Raw genomic sequence first — 16,306 nt, forward strand, 5'->3', positions numbered from 1 at the left:
GTAGCACGGCGCAACCGACATGGCGGCCGGCTACCACGAGGCTCCGGCACTTCAATGAGCCCAATGTGCCGTTTCGTGATCATGCGCAGAGGGATTTGCGCACCTCGCACTCCACGGCGGTAAGCGACCGCACTGAGGCCCTCGCGGCGGAATTCCTGGACCATCGCCCCGCAGCGAATGCCGTGCGCCTGACGCGTCCGCGACAGAAAGTACGTGCCAGCACGGATGCCCTGTGATCAGCAGGTTCCTAGCGTGGAAACGGCCAACCGCCGAGTAGCCGATCACTCCACAGGAGCAGCCCATGCATCACCCACCGATCGAACCCCCAGCCGGGCCGCCAGACCGCGACACACAGCCTTGGATCCGTCGGGCAGCGCCGGCCGGCACCGGGCGGACAGCCAGACTGCTCGCGGCCGTGGGTGCCGCCGGGCTCTGCGTCGCCCTGGTCGGAGCATTACCGAGCGCCGCCTTGGCGCAAGCACCGGACCGGCTCATGGCGGTGTGTGAGCATCGACTCTGCCTGCTCGTGCTCGAGGAGGCCAGCGACAGCGACAGCGACGGCATCACCGACGCCGACGAGACCGCGCTGGGCAGCGACCCGCACGACCCCGCGAGCCGCCCTGAGTCGAAGGAACTCTTCGAACACGCCATCGCCCGCAAGCTGCCTTCGTTCGAGCAGCACCTGACCGAGCTCGTCGCGCTGCCGCAGACCACCGCAGGCGGCGAAAAGCTCGCCACCGGGCTCGGCCTGCTCGACGTCCCGGCCAAGGGCACGTACCTGGCTTCCGTCGACGGCCTGCTGCAGAACCTGCAAGCCAACGGCTTCAACGTGGGCACCAACATGACCCTGCGGCTGCCCCGCAAGCCATCGATCACCCGGGCGGAACGGGTGCTGTTCGCCGGACGCGGCAACCTCGCGCTGTGGGGCGCCGCCACCGACGGGATCTTCGACGTCGACGGCATCTACGGTGCGACGAACTACGGGCCCAACGGCAGGAGCACACCCGACGGCTTCACCGACGGCGGGTTCACGTTCGGCGACGGCGGGGTGCTCGGGCACCGGTACTCGGTCACCTACGACGACGGCAGCCGCGACGACGTCTTCACCTCCACCGGGCCGCCCGGACGCGACCACTCCACCATGAGCACCGGCGTCGACAGCTACGACGGCAACGGCAAACGGGCGGGCACCACGATCATCGTCACCCAGAGCAGCGAAACCCGCACCGAGACCACGATCGGGTCAGAGGCACGCGACGAGGACGGCAACGTCGAGGCGTCAGGGGTTACCCACGCCTCACACACCGTGACCAACAACGCCGACGGCTCGACGTTCGACATCACGGTCAGCGTCACCACCAACTACGACAAGGACGGCAGCCAGACCGACAAGACCACCAGCTCCACCACCGTCGTGACGCACCCCGACGGCACTACCACCACCACGACGGGTACGACCACCTACGGTGACGACGACACAGTCGACGAAGAGACCGAGACCACGACGACGACCGAGCCCGACGGCACCAGCAGCACGGCGACGATCACCATTACCTACGACGAGGAAGGCGAGGAGGAAGGGACCGAAACGACCGAAGGCTGCGTCGAGGACAACGACTGCCCGGAAGACGCGGGGGACGGCACCGACGAAGCCGGCTACACGCCCGACCCCGACTACGCGGGCGTGCCGGTCATCACGGCCGAGGACATGGCACGCGTCATCGCCCGGCTCAACAGCACCCGCAACCCCGACCCGGACTCCGGCGGCGTCGACCCCCGCACCGGTGAGATCGACATCAGCGACGTCATCGTTCCGGCCGGCGGATATGACCCGACGATCGCGCTGGTCCACCCCGACGGCGTGGTGACGATCGCGGTCGGCGGCACCCCGAGCTTCAACCGCACCCAGCCCAGGTACGGCAACGACCTCAACGTCATGGTCGACCTCGCCGGCATCCACCCGCCCAACAACGACACCGACCCGGTGTCCTGGCCCTCCTGAACAGTCCTGCGGTCATGCGTCCCCGCAGCGGTTCTGCCGGAGCAGGGACGCATGACCGCAGTTGCCGACGGCGCCCACGATGGCCGCCACTGAAATCGCTTCATCTAGCCGATCGGGGAAACTCAGTGCCGCTGCACGTAACCGCGGTCGCCGCCACCAACACCGGACGGGCTGCGACGGTAAGGGAACACTACTGGGCGGGCTACCGGTGCCACTCGCGGATCGTGCGCTCCACCCGACCGCGGCTGGCTCCGGTGCTGCTGGTCGGCGGCGCCTTCCAGCGCAAGGAGGACTGGGGCCGCCTGGAGCAGGGACTGCTGACCTACGCGGATGTCGTCACCGTGGACCTGCCCGGATGGGGCACGGCAGACCTGCTGCCCGAAACCTACGGCGTCGACTTCCTCGCCGCAGCCCTCGACCACATCCTCGGCGAACTCGGATTAGCGCAGGTCAACGTCACCAGCGGCTCGTATGGCACCGCGATCGCCTACCGCCTGGCCCAACTCCACCCCGGCCGAGTCGCCCGGATGGTGCTCATCGGCACGATGACCGCCATCCCCGACGACGCCGCCGACGCCTTCCGCCACACCCTCGACCTGCTGGCAGCAGGCCAGATGGACGAGTTCGCCACGACGACCGTCGACCTCAGCCTCACCCGCGACATCGACGCCGACATCACCATACGGCGCCAAGTCCTGCGAAGAATCCTGCTGAACCGCGTCCGCACCGCCACCGCCGACGAAATCGCCAAGTACGCCGCCAACACCCGGCGGCTGCTCAACGGCACCCTGGTCGACTTCACGCGGCCACCGACACAGCCGGCTCTGGTCACCACCGGCGAGCACGACACGTTCACCACCCCACGGATGTGCCGGGAACTCGCCGGCACCTGCCCCGACAGCTGGTTCGCGGTGATCCGCAACGCCGACCACCTCGTGCACATGGAACGCAGCGCAGAGGTCGTCGACCTCATGACCCGCTTCTTTGGCGACGCAGACCTCACCGACCTGCCTTACTGCACCGGCGTGCACCGCTCGGGCAGTGCCACCAGTGCGGGACCCGCCGCCGGCACCGAGTGACCGGCTCCTATCAGATGGCACGACAACGGCGCTCACTTATCAAAACGAGTCGCCGTTCAGCAACATCGAAAGAGACATCATCCAGCCACGCGTCGTGGGCCCAGCCGTGGCCGGGGCACCACGCCCGCGCGTCCGGGTATGGATCGGCTGGATGCCTCGTTCAGCCGGCGTTGACCAGCTCCCACTAGGAATCTTCAACAAGACGACACGAGGTTGTCGGTACCTCAACCCGTGACAATAATCTGGGATCCAGTCATCTCAACAGCTCATGGCAAGTCCTCGGCGAACATTGGCCATGCGGGACGTTCAGGCTGCCAGTAGCGTGGCTACCGGCTACCGAAGAACGCGATGCGCGGTCGACGCACCAGCGGTATTGGCATTGGACATCTTGCCGAGCCACCTCCGTTTCGTGGCGCTCCACCACATCGCCCAGATCGGGCTAATAGATGACGTAACCTGACGCCTTAGATGCAATGGGCACGAGTCCGGACAGCCGTTGCGCCAGCGAAGCCGAGGGTATGCCGACGGACAGTTGCTGGCCGCAAATGGTGATCTTGATAATCAGGTCAGATCAGCGCGGCCCCTGGCCGTTGACATCGCAGCGCTCGCGAACAGAACTGCACCCGCCGCACCGGCCGACCGGGTTCTCGGCGGCCGACGCGGCGCCGATGCCGATTGTCCGCTCGATCGCAGTCGCAGCCCCGGCGCCCGAAGATGGCGCCCCAGGGGACGCGGCCGGGGACTGTGCGACCACACACAAACGGCTCAGGCGCACTTCCGGTGGTGACCGTGCGTGAGGTCAGCTGAGCAGGATGCGGTGGCGTAGCAGGGTGAAGCCAGCTCGGCCGTGCATCTGGCGCATGATCCGCTTTGTCTTGGTGTTTACGCCTTCGGTTCCGCCGTTGTGGTAGGGCAGGGTGACGGCCGCGTGGACGGCGTCCCGGTCCTGGTCGAGACCGCGGCTGAGGGAGTGCAGGCAAGGTAGGTTCGCCGCTCGGGTGGCGGTGATCCACTGGTCGAGGCGTTCACTGTTGCCGTCCTGCGGCCGCAGTAGGCCGGCGAACGAGCGGATGAGTTCGGCGAGGTCGATCATCTCGGGGCAGGTGGCGGTGAGATCGTCGCGGGTGGTGCGCTGTTTGTCGGTGAGGTTGTCCGGGTGGGTGAGCATGAGTCTGGCCAGGCGGCGGGGCGAGATGGAGGGCCGGTCTCCTTCGACTCGGCCCTGGGTGATGTAGCGGTAGAGAAGGTTGACGCTGCCCTGGTAGCCCTGGTCTTTGATCTCGGCGAAAAGTCGCAGGACGCTGACGGCGGGTTCGTCGGTGCGGCGTTGCCGTAGATGGTCGCGGTAGGGGTCGACCAGGGTCGGCCGGTACTGCGGTGCGCGTTGCAGGCGTTCGGGTTCGGGTACGCGTGCGTAGCGTTTGACGGTGTTGAGCGACAGGTTCAGCCTTCGTGCGCATTCCAGCAGGCCGACCCGCTGCTGGAGTAGGTCATGGATTTGATGCCAGCGTTGCAGGGTGGTCTGGGCGCGTGGGCCGTCCTGGGGCAGGCTGGCCTTGGCCCAGCAGGCGCTGTGCGCGGCGACCTCCTTCGTCACGGCCTTGCCGAGGTTGCTCCACAGGTGCCAGCGGTCCGCGACCTGCACCGCGTCGGGCAGTGCGCGCCGGACCGCTTCGGCGTATGCGCCCGAACCGTCTCGGCAGACCACCTGCACGCCGGGGTGCTCACGCAGCCATGCCTCGAGGGTGTCCGCGCTACGGTCGGGCAGTACGTCCACGCGCCTACGGGTCTCGGCGTCGATCAGAACCGTGGCGTAACGGTGGCGCCGGCGTAACGCGAAGTCGTCCACGCCCAGCACCCTCGGAACCGGCAGCCGGGCGACCGGCACGCGTAGCAGCGCCCGGACAGTGGTGTGCCGTGACAGACGGATGCCCAGCTCCGACAGCAACCGGGCCGCGCCGCGCCCGGCCAGTTCCCGGGCCACCGCGCCGACCTGCCCGGCCAGCCGCATGGTCCGCCGCTGGTAGCGCTCCAGCACACCGGGCACCTGCTCACGGAACGTCAGACGGCAGCCATACGTCGGGCAGACCAGCCGACGCATGCGCACCACGAGCAGTACCCGACGGGCGTCGACGCAGACGTCGCTCACGGTCCGTTCGTGATAGCCGTGCACACGTGCGGTGGCTGCGCCGCAGTCCGGGCAGAGCACCGCCTGCCCCGTGGTTCGCCCACGCACCAGGATCCATTCGCCCTCGTCCGTCACCTCCTCCACGACCAGCGGCGACAACCCGGCGAACACGATGCGGGCAAGACCAGCAGCATCACACCCGGCAGCAGTATCCAATATGGATGACCGCGACGCACAGTCACCACCGGAAGTGATCCAGAGCCGTTAGTTACACAGACCCCGCGGCGCCGTTGCGGGCAGGTAGGTGCTGCCCTTTTCGTGTCCGGCGTATCACCGCCCACCCCGCTCGGCTGACGGCTCCTCGTCGCAACGTTATGCCGTGGGGTTTCAGTCGAGGCCGCGCCGCAGTTCGCGTACGGCCAGTGGCGCGAACACGGCGCAGATGCCTGCTGCCCATGCGATTGCGAGCAGGGCGTCTGCGGTGACGGTGTGTCCGGCGGGTAGCGCGCCTTGGCCGAGGGTGAGTCCGCGTAGGGCGTTGGCGGCGGCGGTGACGGGTTGGTGTTCGGCGAAGGCCTGCAGCCAGCCGGGCATGGTTTGGGTGGGCAGGAATACGGAGCTGGTCAGGGTCATGGGGAAGACGACCATGTAGATCGCGGCTTGGATGGCTTCGGAGTTGCGGACGGCCAGGCCGAGGTAGGCCATCAGCCATGAGCATGCGAAGCCGAAGATGAGCGCGACACCCAGTGCGGAGAGCAGTCCTGTCAGGCCGTTGTGCCAGCGGAAGCCGAGGGTGATGCCGACGGCGAGTTGCAGGCCGAGGATGGCGGTGTTGCGGATCAGGTCGGCCAGGGTGCGGCCGGTTAGTGCGGCTGAGCGGGCCATGGGCAGGGAGCGGAAGCGATCGAGGATGCCGTTGGTGCGGTCGTTGTGCAGACCGTAGGCGGCGGGCGCGGACCCGAACACTGCGGACTGGGCGAGGATGCCGGGGATAAGCCAATTGATGTATTGGCCGTGGGCTGCGGGTGGTAGGGCGGTCTGGATGGCGCCGCCGAAGACGTACAGGAACATGAGCATGAAGACGACCGGCTGGATGGTCGACAGGATGAGCACGTCGGGCAGGCGGAGATTGGCCAGCAGGTTCCTGCGGGTGATCACGCCGGTGTGGATGGCGGCGCGGCTGATGCCAAGGGCGTATGCGGCTGCGGCGCTCATGCGGTGCTCCGGGCGGAGCGGCTGGTGTTGTGGCGGGTGAGGGCGAGGAAGACGTCGTCGAGCGTCGGCCCATGCAGTGCGATGTCGGTGGGCGTCAGGTCGGCTTGGTCCAGCAAGCCCATCGCGTGTCGCAGCGTGAGCGGTCCATCGGGTGCGGGCAGCAGGATCCGGTCGCGGTCGCGCCGTGGGGCCAGGGGCTGTAGTGCAGTCATGGCTGCGTCCAGTTGGTGCGGGGGTAGGTCGAGTTCGACGACTGCGGCACCGGTGCGGTCCTTGAGTTCGGTGGCGGTGCCTTCGGTGAGCAGGCGGCCGTGGTCGATGACGGCGATGCGGTCGGCGAGTTGGTCGGCTTCATCCAGGTATTGGGTGGTCAGTAGGACTGTCGTGCCGTCGGCGGCTAGGTCGCGTACGAGTGACCAGAGGTCGTGGCGGCTGGCGGGGTCGACGCCGGTCGTGGGTTCGTCGAGGAACAGGACTTGGGGGCGGCCGATGAGGCTGGCGGCCAGGTCGATGCGCCGTCGCATGCCGCCGGAGTAGGTCTTCACCTGCCGGTCGGCGGCCGTGTCGAGGCCGATGCGGGTCAGGATTTCGGCGGCGCGGCTGGTGGCGGCCCGGCGGGTAAGGCCGTAGAGGCGGCCGATCATGGTGATGTTCTCGCGTCCGGTCAGATGGTCGTCGACTGCGGCGAACTGGCCTGCCAGTCCAATGAGTTGCCGTACCCGGCCCGCTTCGGCGACGACGTCGTGGCCGGCGACGAGGGCGGTGCCGCCGTCGGGGCGCAGCAGGGTCGCAAGGATGCGAATCAGGGTGGTCTTGCCTGCGCCGTTCGGGCCTAGCAGGGCGTAGATGCCGCCGCGTGAGACTCGCAGGCTCAGGCCGTCGAGGGCACGGGTGCCGCCGCGGAACTGTTTGGTGAGCCCATCGACTGCGATGGCCGGGTCGTTCATCGGCACCTCCAGTTGTGTACTTGAAAGTCAACATAAGGCTAAGTACACTTCGACGTCAACAAGTGTTCGGAGGCTACAGGTGAGCGCAGACAGACCGGAGCCCGTACGGCGCTTGCCTCGCGCGCAGCGGCGGGAGCAGATCCTGGTTGCGGCAACCGAGGCGTTCGCGCGCAGCGGGTACGCGGCCACGGGTTTGGACGACATCGCCTCCGAGGCGTGTGTTACCCGGGTGATCCTGTACCGGCACTTCGATTCCAAGACCGACCTGTACCAGGCGGTCCTGGACCGCATGTGCGCTCGCCTTGATGCCCACGTCGACGAACCGGTCGGCGGGTTCTCTGACGCCAGCGTCGACGGCCTGCTGGCCGCGGCGATCGAGTCCCCGGCCGGGTTCCGGCTGCTGTTCCAGCACGCGCTGCGTGAACCGGAGTTCAAGGAGCGCATCGAGAAGTTCCGCGCCGACATCACCGCCGCTGCCTTCCTGCAGATCGCCGCAGTAGTTCCCGACAAGGCCCTGGCCCGCTGGGCTGCGCAGCTGGCGCCGGTGGTCGCGATCGAGGCGATCATCGCCTGGCTCGACGCAGGCCAGCCCGAACCGTCCCGGGCAGCCGCCCGGGTGCGGCAGGCGGTCATGGGCGTCATCGGCGCCGCCGTCGCCTCCGAGGTCGACTGCTCCCTTCCCGCCCCCGCACGCACGGAGGACCACCCATGACCAGCACAGCAAAACCGGAGACAGGTGAGACCCCGACCGCCCGGCAGAAGCGGGTGTGGGACAAGTCCGCCCCCGGCTACGACAAGCAGATGACCTTCGTGGAGAAGGTGTGGTTTCCCGGCGCGCGCCAGTGGCTCGGCGAGCGGGCGCACGGCCGGGTGCTCGAGGTTGCGGTCGGCACCGGCCGCAACCTGCCCCACTACCGTTCAGGCGTCACCATCACCGGTGTCGACCTGAGCCCGGCGATGCTCGCCCTGGCCCGCGATCGGGCTGCCGCGCTGGGCCTGGCCGCCGAACTGCGCGAAGGCGACGCCGAGCAGCTGCCGTTTCCCGACGCGTCGTTCGACACGGTGGTGTGCGCCCTGTCGCTGTGCTCCATCCCCCAGCCCGCCGCCGCACTCGCTGAGATGCGCCGGGTCCTGGTGCCCGGCGGCACGCTGCTGCTGGTCGACCACATCGGTAGCAGCTGGCTGCCGCTGCACGCCGCACAGCGGCTGTTCGAGCAGATCACCGTACGTGCCGCAGGCGAGCACTTCACCCGCCGCCAGCTGCCCCTCGTGCAGGCCGCGGGGTTCGAGGTCGAGGAGTCCGAGCGGCTCAAGGCCGGCACGGTCGAACGTATCCGTGCCCGCAAACCCGCTGCGCAGGCCGACGCGTGAACCTCGCTGACGGCACGACGCTCGGGCCGGCACTCGGGGTCGGCCGTGAGGCCGAGGTCTACGGCTTCGGTGATGACGCGGTGCTCAAGCTCTACCGGCCTGGGTTCGGCGGCCACCGCACCGAGGCCGCGGCCCTGCGGGCCCTCGACAGTCAGGGCATCGCGCCGAAGCTCGTCGACGTCGTGGTCCACGACGGCCGCACCGGCCTGATAGTCGAGCGCGTGCCCGGGTCGGACATGCTGACACATCTGCAGCGGCAGCCGTGGCACGTGCGCGCTGTCGCCCGTTCGCTGGCGGCAGCACACCTGGCGGTCCACCAGGTGCAGGCACCGGCGGACCTGGCCGACCTGCGCGAGGTGATGGCGGCCCGGATCCGCGACGCCGGACTGCCGCAGCACCTGCTCGGTTTCGTCTCGCGGGTCCTAGACGGACTGCCTGACGGCGACCGGCTGTGCCACGGCGACTACCACCCGGGCAACGTGCTGCGGGCCGGTGACCGGACCGCGGTCATCGACTGGGGCGCTGCGACCCGCGGTGCACCCGGGGCTGACCATGCCCGCACGCTTCTGCTGCTGCGCTGGGCCGACCCGCTGCCCGACACACCGCTGGTGTCACGGGCGGTCATCGCGACCGGCCGCCGGCTGCTGGCCTCGGCGTACGCCCGCGCTTACCGGCGAGGTTCGGCACCGCTGCAGCAGACCCAGTCATGGCTGACGGTGCACCTGGCGGCACGGCTGAGCGAGGGCATCGCCGCGGAGCGGGACATGCTGCTGCGCCGGCTCCGCCGAGCACAGCACAACACCGTCTGAGCCGCCGGCCTGCGCGTCATCTCGTGTTGATGCGCTGGCCGGCGGCGACTGCTCGGACCGATTGGCGGTCAGCTCCAGCATGTAGCCATCGACCTCGCGGCACTGGTCGGCGTGGCCGAGGTAGCGCAAAGCTGTTTTGGGCCTGGTTATTTCAGCGCCACGCTTTGCTGATCAGCCGGAACCCGTCGGCCTTCCTCTGCTGATCCCGCAGCCTGTGGTCGGGGTCGGCAGTTGGACGACCTGTCCCGCATCGGTGCACCGGGCTAAGGCGGCGTTGACGTCCGCCCGGGAGCATGGGCATGGGCTCAGTGTCGGGTCGGTTCGGGCCGCCACGGGTTGGTGCCGGGCGTCGTCGGCGGGGTCGAGGTGAGCCGCAGCGCGTAGGTGGGCCGGTCGGCGGCGACTGGGCCGAGATACTCGTGCCCGGTCAGGTGGCACCAGGCGGGAAGATCCAGCGGCGCGGCCGGGTCCGTGGCGACCACATGCACGACCGTGGCGGCCGGCAGCCCGGTGATGGACCGGCGCAGCTGCAAAAGCAAAACCACGCACGTCTGGTCGCCGCCATCGAACACCACCGACGAAACGGGCCCACCGCTCATCGGCGACCGCCGCCGGCGGCGTCGGTCAGCAGGTCGGCTACGTGGCGGATGTCGGTTTCAGTGGTGCTCGCGCCCAGCGACAACCTGATCGCACCCGCAGCCCGCTGGACGTCCAGGCCCATCGCGGCCAGCACCGGCGAGCTGATGCTGCCGTCGTGGCAGGCCGAGCCGGTCGATGCCGCCAGCTGTGGCACCTGCGCGAGCAGCTGGGCACCGACGGTTCCTTCGATGCTTATGTTGAGGGTGTTGGGCAGCCGCTGTTCAAGGTGGCCGTTGAGGGCCACCCGGTCGCCGAGCGCGGTCATGAGCAGGCGGTGCAGTTGGTCGCGTAGCTCGGTGACGTGGGTGTGCCCGCCGGTGGTGGTCGCTTGCTGGGCGGCGGCTCCCAGGCCGGCGATCCCGGCGACGTTTTCGGTCCCGGATCGCAGGCCGTGTTCCTGGCCGCCGCCGCGGATGAGTGGCTGCACGGTGAGACCGTCGCGGATGTAGAGCGCGCCGACGCCTTTCGGGCCGCCGAACTTGTGCCCGGCGACGGTCAGCAGGTCCGCGCCGAGCTCATCAACCACGAATGGGATCTTGCCGACGCTTTGGGCGGCGTCGGTGTGCAGCAGCGCCCCGGCACGGTGGGTGAGCGCGGCGAGTTCAGCGATGGGTTGGATGGTGCCGGTCTCGTTGTTGGCGTGCATGACCGTGACCAGGATGGTGTCGGGGGTGAGCGCGGCGGCCAGGTCGGCGGCCCGGACCAGGCCGTACTCGTCGACGGGCAGCACGGTCAGGCGGAGGTCGTGGCGAGTCAAGGCGCGGCAGGTTTCCAGGACCGCGGGGTGTTCGGTGGCCTGGGTGATGACGTGCCCGGTGCGGCCTGCGGTCGTGCCGTTGATGGCCAGGGTGTTAGCTTCGCTGCCGCAGCCGGTGAACACGATCTCCTGCGGTCGGGCGCCCAGCAGGTGCGCGAGCTGTGTGCGGGCGGTGGCGACTGCTTGGCGTGGAGCCTGTCCGTATTGGTGGCTGCTGGACGGGTTGCCGAACTGGGTGCCGAGGTAGGCGACCATCGTGTCCAGCACGCCCGGGGCCAGGGGTGTGGTGGCGTTGTGATCCAGATACACCGGCAGCTCCATGACCACTGACCCTTCTAGGCCTGGGGGGCCAGCGGCAGGCCGGCCAGTCGCCATTCGGTGACGCCGTCGGTCAGCCGAGCCGCTCGGCGGCCGTGCCGCTGCAGCACCATGACGGCTTCGTAGGCGAAGACGCAGTACGGGCCGCGGCAGTACGCCACAACCTCCCGGTCGGCGGGCACCTCGTCCAGGCGTGCTTCGAGCTCCTCGATGGGGATGTTGACCGCTCCAGGCAGGTGCCCAGCGTTGTACTCCACCTCCGGACGCACGTCGACCAGCGTCAGCTCCTGTGCCTGCATGCATCGCAGCAGGTCGTCGCGGTCGACGGCCGCGATGGTGGTGTCCTCGCCGAGGTAGGCGTCGCGGGCCGAGCGCACGTCCGGCAGCCGGGAGGCGGCCAGCTCGCGGGCACGGACCAGCAGGTCCAGCACGTCGTGTCCGGCGATGCTGTAGAAGATGCGGGTCCCGTCGCGGCGGGTGGTGACCAGGCCGGCCTGCTTGAGCGTCTGCAGGTGTGCTGACGCGGTGGTGAGGTTCAGGCCCGCCGCGGCAGACAGGGCATCGACGGTGCGTTCGGACTGGGCCAGCAGGTCCAGCAGTTCGAGGCGCTTGCCGTGGCCGATGGCCTTGCCGACCCGTGCGAGCTGCTCGAACAGGGCTGCTTTGCGGTTCGTGTCACCCATGCTCGCCATCCTCCAAACTTCCATGGAATAGTATCAGACATGTGGCGGTGCCGACGAAGGAGCACACGATGATCGACGACCACCTGACCGCCCTGGTCGACGAAGGCCTGGGCAACAGCGCCTACCTGCTCGACCTCGGCGAAGGCCGCGCACTGGCCGTCGACCCGCCCCGCGACCTTCGCGCCCTGCGCGCCGCCGCCGACCGACGCGGACTACGCATCGCCTACGCCGCCGACACCCACCTGCACGCCGACTTCCTCACCGGCGCCGTCCAACTCGCCACCGACGACGGTGCGACGATCCTGGCCTCCGCAGCCGGGATGCGCGCCTTCGACCACCGCGGCCTGCACGACGGCGACGAGATCAACCTCGGCGGACTGACCCTGCGTGCGCTGGCCACACCGGGGCACACCGACGAGCACCTGTCGTTCCTGCTCCTTGACGCCGGCACCCCGGTCGGGGTGTTCACCGGCGGATCGCTGATCGTCGGCGCGGCCGCCCGCACCGACCTGCTCGGCGCCGACCGCACCGTCGAACTCGCCCACGCCCAGCACGCGTCGCTGCAGCGGCTGGCCGCGCTGCCCGACGCGACCGCGGTGTGGCCCACCCACGGCGCCGGATCGTTCTGCTCGTCGCCTCCCGGCGCCGCCCGCACCTCCACCATCGGCGCCGAGAAGGCGACCAACCCGCTGCTGGCAGCTGCCGACGCCGACGCCTTCGCACGGCAGCTGACCGAAAGCCTTGGCAGCTACCCCGCCTACTTCACCTGGCTAGCCGACATCAACCGGCAGGGACCGCCTGTGCTATCCGCCGAGCCGCTACTACCCGCCCTGACCGCCGACCATGTCCAAGCCCTGCTGCGCGACGGGGCAGTGGCCGTCGACGTCCGCCCGATCACCGACGTCGCCGCCGTACACATCCCCGGCGCCGTCTCGATCGCGCTTCGCCCGGCGTTCGCCACCTGGCTCGGCTGGGTCATCGACCCCGAGACGCCGATCGTCATCGTCCGCAACCCCGACCAGCCCGCCGCCGACATCCTCTGGCCCGCACTCAACATCGGCTACACCCGCATCGTCGGCGAACTGGCCGGCGGCATGCCCGCCTGGACCGCCACCGGACGCCCCACGACCACCACCAGCCTTGTCGCGCCCACTGACATCCGCGGCCACGTGCTCGACATCCGCCAGGACAGCGAATACCAGGCCGGGCACCTGCCGAAAGCCATACACATCGAGCTCGGCGAGCTCCATGCACGCACCAGCGACGTCGAGGCAGGGCCGGTGACGGTCATGTGCGGGCACGGCGAACGCGCGATGACCGCAGCCACCCTGCTGCAACGCCACGGCCGCCACGACGTCGCCGTCCTCGACGGCGGCGCCGACGACTGGGCCCGCACCACCGGCGTCTCCCTGCAGGAGGGCAAGTGAGCACCACGACCACCGCCGCACCCACCCGGCCGATCCGGCTGGGCCTGCGCGAGAACCTCGCCCAGTTCACCCTCCTGGTCGCCGTCAACGCCCTGGTCGGAGGCATGATCGGCCAGGAACGCACCGTCCTGCCGCTGCTGGCCGACCAGATCTTCGCCCTCAGTGCCTTCACCGCCACGCTCACCTTCATCGTCGCGTTCGGCGTCACCAAAGCCCTGACCAACCTCGCCGCCGGCAGCCTGTCCGACCGCTACGGACGCAAACCCGTCCTCGTCGCCGGATGGCTCATCGGCCTTCCCGTGCCGCTGCTGCTGATCTGGGCACCGTCATGGGGCTGGGTCATCGCCGCCAACATCCTGCTCGGCATCAACCAGGGCCTGACCTGGTCCACCACCATCGTCATGAAGATCGACCTCGTCGGGCCCGCCAGACGCGGCCTGGCCATGGGCTTCAACGAAGCAGCCGGATACATGGCGGTCGCGGCCACCGCGCTGGCCACCGGCTGGCTGGCCGCCGAACACGGCCTACGACCCACACCGTTCTACCTCGGCCTCGCCTTCGCCGCCCTCGGCCTGGGACTGTCCACGATCTTCGTACGCGAAACCCGCGACTACGCCCGCCACGAAGCCGCCAACCACGTACCAGCCAACAGCGACCACCACGACGAACTCACCAGCAGGCAGATCTTCACACTGACGTCCTTCCGGGAGAAGGCCCTGTCAGCGGCAAGCCAGGCCGGGCTCGTCAACAACCTCAACGACGGCCTCGCCTGGGGCCTCTACCCCATCCTGTTCGCCACCTCCGGCCTCGGCGTCGCCCGCATCGGCGTCCTCGTCGCCCTCTACCCCGCCGTCTGGGGTCTCGGGCAGATGCTCACCGGCTGGCTGTCCGACCACTGGGGCCGCAAATGGCTCATCACCGCCGGCATGCTCCTGCAAGCCGCCGGCATCGGCCTGGTCGCCGCCGCCCACACCTTCACCCCATGGGCCATCGCCGCGATCCTCATGGGCGCCGGAACCGCCCTGGTCTACCCCACCCTGCTCGCCGTCATCGGCGACGTCGCCCACCCCGCCTGGCGCGCCCGCTCCGTCGGCGTCTACCGGCTCTGGCGCGACCTCGGCTACGCCGTCGGCGCGCTCATCGCCGGCATCACCGCAGACCTGTTCGGCATCCGCCCCGCCATCTGGACCATCGCCGCCATCACCGCCGCCTCCGGCCTCATCGTCGCCATGCGCATGTACGAAACCCACCGGCCCAGCGCGACCTGACCAGAGGCCACGTCGACGTAGGTCGAGCTAAGGGCGCCCCCTGATCTCCCCCGCGCATCTAAAGCGCACACCGCACCTGGCGATGTCAGCAGGTTGCCCAGTTCAGAGCACGTTTGGTGCGCTTGACATTCGCCTTATGAAAGTCGTAGCTTTCGTTCGTGGCTACTTTCAAAGCACATGAGGGCTGGGAGGCCTTGGGTGATCCCAGCCGCTTCGCCATCGTGCAGTGCCTGGCCGAGCGGCCCCGAGACGTCGGAGAGCTGGCCGGTCAGTTGCCGATCACCCGCCAGGCCGTGTCGCAGCATCTTCGGGTGCTCAAAGGGGCCGGGCTCGTCTCAGCCGAGCCGGTGGGCACGCGCCGGATCTACCGACTGAACCCGGCCGGGGTGACCGCACTAAAAGACCAGCTCGACACGTTCTGGCGCCGCGCGTTGGACGGCTTTCAGAACGCTGTCGAGCACAAACCAGAGGAGAAGTCATGACACAGGCAGGTTCTACGGTGGTCCGTCGACAGGTCGTGGTCAACGCGCCGATCGACAAGGCATTCAGCGTGTTCACCGACCGGTTCGGCGACTTCAAACCGCGAGAGCACAACCTGCTGGCAGTGCCGATCACCGAAACCGTGTTCGAACCCAGAGTCGGCGGGAACATCGTCGACCGCGGCGAAGACGGCAGCGAATGCCGCTGGGCGCGCATCCTCGCCTACGACCCGCCGCACCGCGTGGTGTTCACCTGGGACATCGGCCCCACCTGGCAGATCGAGACCAACCCCGCCCTCACCAGTGAAGTCGAAGTGACCTTCACCGCCGAAACAGGCGACCGCACCCGCGTCGATCTCGAACACCGCCACCTCGACCGGCACGGACCCGGCTGGGAATCGGTCCGCGACGGCGTCGAGCACGACCAGGGCTGGCCCCTGTACCTGAACCGGTACACCGCGCTGTTCGACCAGGCATAACCATGGCAGCGATCACCACCACGATCCAGGTCGAGCGGCCCGCCGCCGACGTGTTCAGCTATGTCACCGACCCCACCCGCTTCCACGAATGGCAGCAGGGCGTCGTCGGCGGACACATGGACACCGCAGCCGAGCCCACTGTCGGCACCCGGTGCGTCACCACGCGGCGGATCGGCGGCAAGAACCGGTCCAGTGTTTCCACCGTCACCCGCATCGACCCGACGAAAAGGTGGGCTGTCCAAGGCATCGACGGACCCATTCGCGCCACCGTCGACCTAACGGTCCAACCGATCACGGCCGGCAGCTCTCAGCTGACTATCAGCGTCGACTTCACCGGACACGGCATCGGCAAGATCCTCGTCCCACTCATGGTGCGACCCGAGGCCCGCAAGGCGATGCCGAACAACCTCGCGGCGCTGAAACGCAACCTCGAAGAACACTGACGCACCACCAAGGCACAGCGCCGCGACCATGGGCCCGACAAATCACATGGTCGCGGCGCAGGTGGTGAGACCAACCTGCCCTACGCCATATATGCCTGGCCCCGCATGGTGCAGGCGCCGTGGCGACGCCAGTCCGCCGTGGCTGCGTGTGCACGTCGCCGCGGTGGCACTGATCACCGGGCTGTTCCTGATCGGTTTCGTGGACACCGCGCTGTACCTGCCGCGCGTCCGCCACGACGCAGACCCCGCCCGTAAAGCCGAC

16 protein-coding genes are annotated in these 16,306 nt (G+C 68.9%); 10 read left to right on the top strand and 6 right to left on the bottom strand.

The window, feature by feature from the left end; all coding sequences use genetic code 11:
* Nucleotides 1–526 precede the first annotated feature (526 nt).
* Together FLL47_RS40195 and FLL47_RS40200 are read left to right on the top strand one after the other, a co-directional pair.
* Entirely contained in the window at nucleotides 527–2,002 is a 1,476-nt protein-coding gene (locus FLL47_RS40195; RefSeq protein WP_144127939.1) for a thrombospondin type 3 repeat-containing protein, read from the top strand.
* 125 nt (nucleotides 2,003–2,127) lie between these two features.
* The gene (locus FLL47_RS40200; protein WP_186316213.1) at nucleotides 2,128–3,081 is read left to right on the top strand and encodes an alpha/beta fold hydrolase; all 954 of its coding nucleotides are present in this window, start codon (nucleotides 2,128–2,130) and stop codon (nucleotides 3,079–3,081) included.
* Nucleotides 3,082–3,880: 799 nt separating this feature from the next.
* Here FLL47_RS40200 and FLL47_RS40205 read toward each other — a convergent pair.
* The 3 genes from FLL47_RS40205 to FLL47_RS40215 all read right to left on the bottom strand — a co-directional run bounded on the left by FLL47_RS40205 (nucleotide 3,881) and on the right by FLL47_RS40215 (nucleotide 7,371).
* Nucleotides 3,881–5,425, bottom strand: coding sequence for an ISL3 family transposase (locus tag FLL47_RS40205; protein ID WP_425457825.1), 1,545 nt, complete (start codon nucleotides 5,423–5,425; stop codon nucleotides 3,881–3,883).
* A gap of 171 nt (nucleotides 5,426–5,596) precedes the next feature.
* Nucleotides 5,597–6,424 (bottom strand): ABC transporter permease, encoded by an 828-nt coding sequence (locus FLL47_RS40210; protein ID WP_144127942.1) that lies wholly within the window; start codon nucleotides 6,422–6,424, stop codon nucleotides 5,597–5,599.
* Nucleotides 6,421–7,371: an ATP-binding cassette domain-containing protein gene (locus FLL47_RS40215; RefSeq protein ID WP_144127943.1), complete on the bottom strand. Its 951-nt coding sequence runs from the start codon at nucleotides 7,369–7,371 to the stop codon at nucleotides 6,421–6,423. Before FLL47_RS40215 ends, FLL47_RS40210 begins: the two co-directional genes overlap by 4 nt.
* A gap of 79 nt (nucleotides 7,372–7,450) precedes the next feature.
* Between FLL47_RS40215 and FLL47_RS40220 the strand changes: the two genes are divergently transcribed.
* Genes FLL47_RS40220 through FLL47_RS40230 form a run of 3 tightly spaced genes read left to right on the top strand, consistent with a single transcriptional unit; the run spans nucleotide 7,451 to nucleotide 9,551 of the window.
* On the top strand, nucleotides 7,451–8,083 hold the full coding sequence (locus FLL47_RS40220) for a TetR/AcrR family transcriptional regulator (RefSeq protein WP_222106418.1): 633 nt from the start codon (nucleotides 7,451–7,453) through the stop codon (nucleotides 8,081–8,083).
* Nucleotides 8,080–8,742, top strand: coding sequence for a class I SAM-dependent methyltransferase (locus tag FLL47_RS40225; RefSeq protein WP_144127945.1), 663 nt, complete (start codon nucleotides 8,080–8,082; stop codon nucleotides 8,740–8,742). The genes FLL47_RS40220 and FLL47_RS40225 overlap by 4 nt, the downstream gene beginning before the upstream one ends.
* Nucleotides 8,739–9,551, top strand: coding sequence for a phosphotransferase family protein (locus FLL47_RS40230; protein ID WP_144127946.1), 813 nt, complete (start codon nucleotides 8,739–8,741; stop codon nucleotides 9,549–9,551). The genes FLL47_RS40225 and FLL47_RS40230 overlap by 4 nt, the downstream gene beginning before the upstream one ends.
* Before the next feature lie 305 nt (nucleotides 9,552–9,856).
* Here the strand turns inward: FLL47_RS40230 and FLL47_RS40235 are convergent, their stop codons facing one another.
* The 3 genes from FLL47_RS40235 to FLL47_RS40245 are packed head-to-tail and all read right to left on the bottom strand — an operon-like array spanning nucleotide 9,857 to nucleotide 11,948.
* Entirely contained in the window at nucleotides 9,857–10,096 is a 240-nt protein-coding gene (locus FLL47_RS40235; RefSeq protein ID WP_246159303.1) for a sulfurtransferase TusA family protein, read from the bottom strand.
* 50 nt (nucleotides 10,097–10,146) lie between these two features.
* Entirely contained in the window at nucleotides 10,147–11,256 is a 1,110-nt protein-coding gene (locus FLL47_RS40240) for a cysteine desulfurase family protein (RefSeq protein WP_246159304.1), read from the bottom strand.
* Nucleotides 11,257–11,282: 26 nt separating this feature from the next.
* A complete protein-coding gene (locus tag FLL47_RS40245; RefSeq protein WP_144127949.1) occupies nucleotides 11,283–11,948 on the bottom strand; it encodes an ArsR/SmtB family transcription factor in 666 nt (221 codons plus the stop codon).
* Nucleotides 11,949–12,016: 68 nt separating this feature from the next.
* Between FLL47_RS40245 and FLL47_RS40250 the strand changes: the two genes are divergently transcribed.
* The 5 genes from FLL47_RS40250 to FLL47_RS40270 all read left to right on the top strand — a co-directional run bounded on the left by FLL47_RS40250 (nucleotide 12,017) and on the right by FLL47_RS40270 (nucleotide 16,044).
* The gene (locus tag FLL47_RS40250; RefSeq protein ID WP_144127950.1) at nucleotides 12,017–13,375 is read left to right on the top strand and encodes an MBL fold metallo-hydrolase; all 1,359 of its coding nucleotides are present in this window, start codon (nucleotides 12,017–12,019) and stop codon (nucleotides 13,373–13,375) included.
* Nucleotides 13,372–14,643, top strand: a complete 1,272-nt coding sequence (locus FLL47_RS40255) for an MFS transporter (RefSeq protein WP_144127951.1) — start codon at nucleotides 13,372–13,374, stop codon at nucleotides 14,641–14,643. The genes FLL47_RS40250 and FLL47_RS40255 overlap by 4 nt, the downstream gene beginning before the upstream one ends.
* A gap of 158 nt (nucleotides 14,644–14,801) precedes the next feature.
* Nucleotides 14,802–15,125, top strand: a complete 324-nt coding sequence (locus tag FLL47_RS40260; protein WP_186316215.1) for an ArsR/SmtB family transcription factor — start codon at nucleotides 14,802–14,804, stop codon at nucleotides 15,123–15,125.
* Complete coding sequence (locus FLL47_RS40265; protein ID WP_144127952.1) at nucleotides 15,122–15,601, top strand: SRPBCC family protein; 480 nt, start codon at nucleotides 15,122–15,124, stop codon at nucleotides 15,599–15,601. Before FLL47_RS40260 ends, FLL47_RS40265 begins: the two co-directional genes overlap by 4 nt.
* 2 nt (nucleotides 15,602–15,603) lie before the next feature.
* Nucleotides 15,604–16,044, top strand: coding sequence for an SRPBCC family protein (locus FLL47_RS40270; protein WP_144127953.1), 441 nt, complete (start codon nucleotides 15,604–15,606; stop codon nucleotides 16,042–16,044).
* The last annotated feature ends 262 nt before the right edge of the window (nucleotides 16,045–16,306 follow it).

Source organism: Catellatospora sichuanensis (genome assembly GCF_007483665.1).
GTDB lineage: Bacteria > Actinomycetota > Actinomycetes > Mycobacteriales > Micromonosporaceae > Catellatospora > Catellatospora sichuanensis.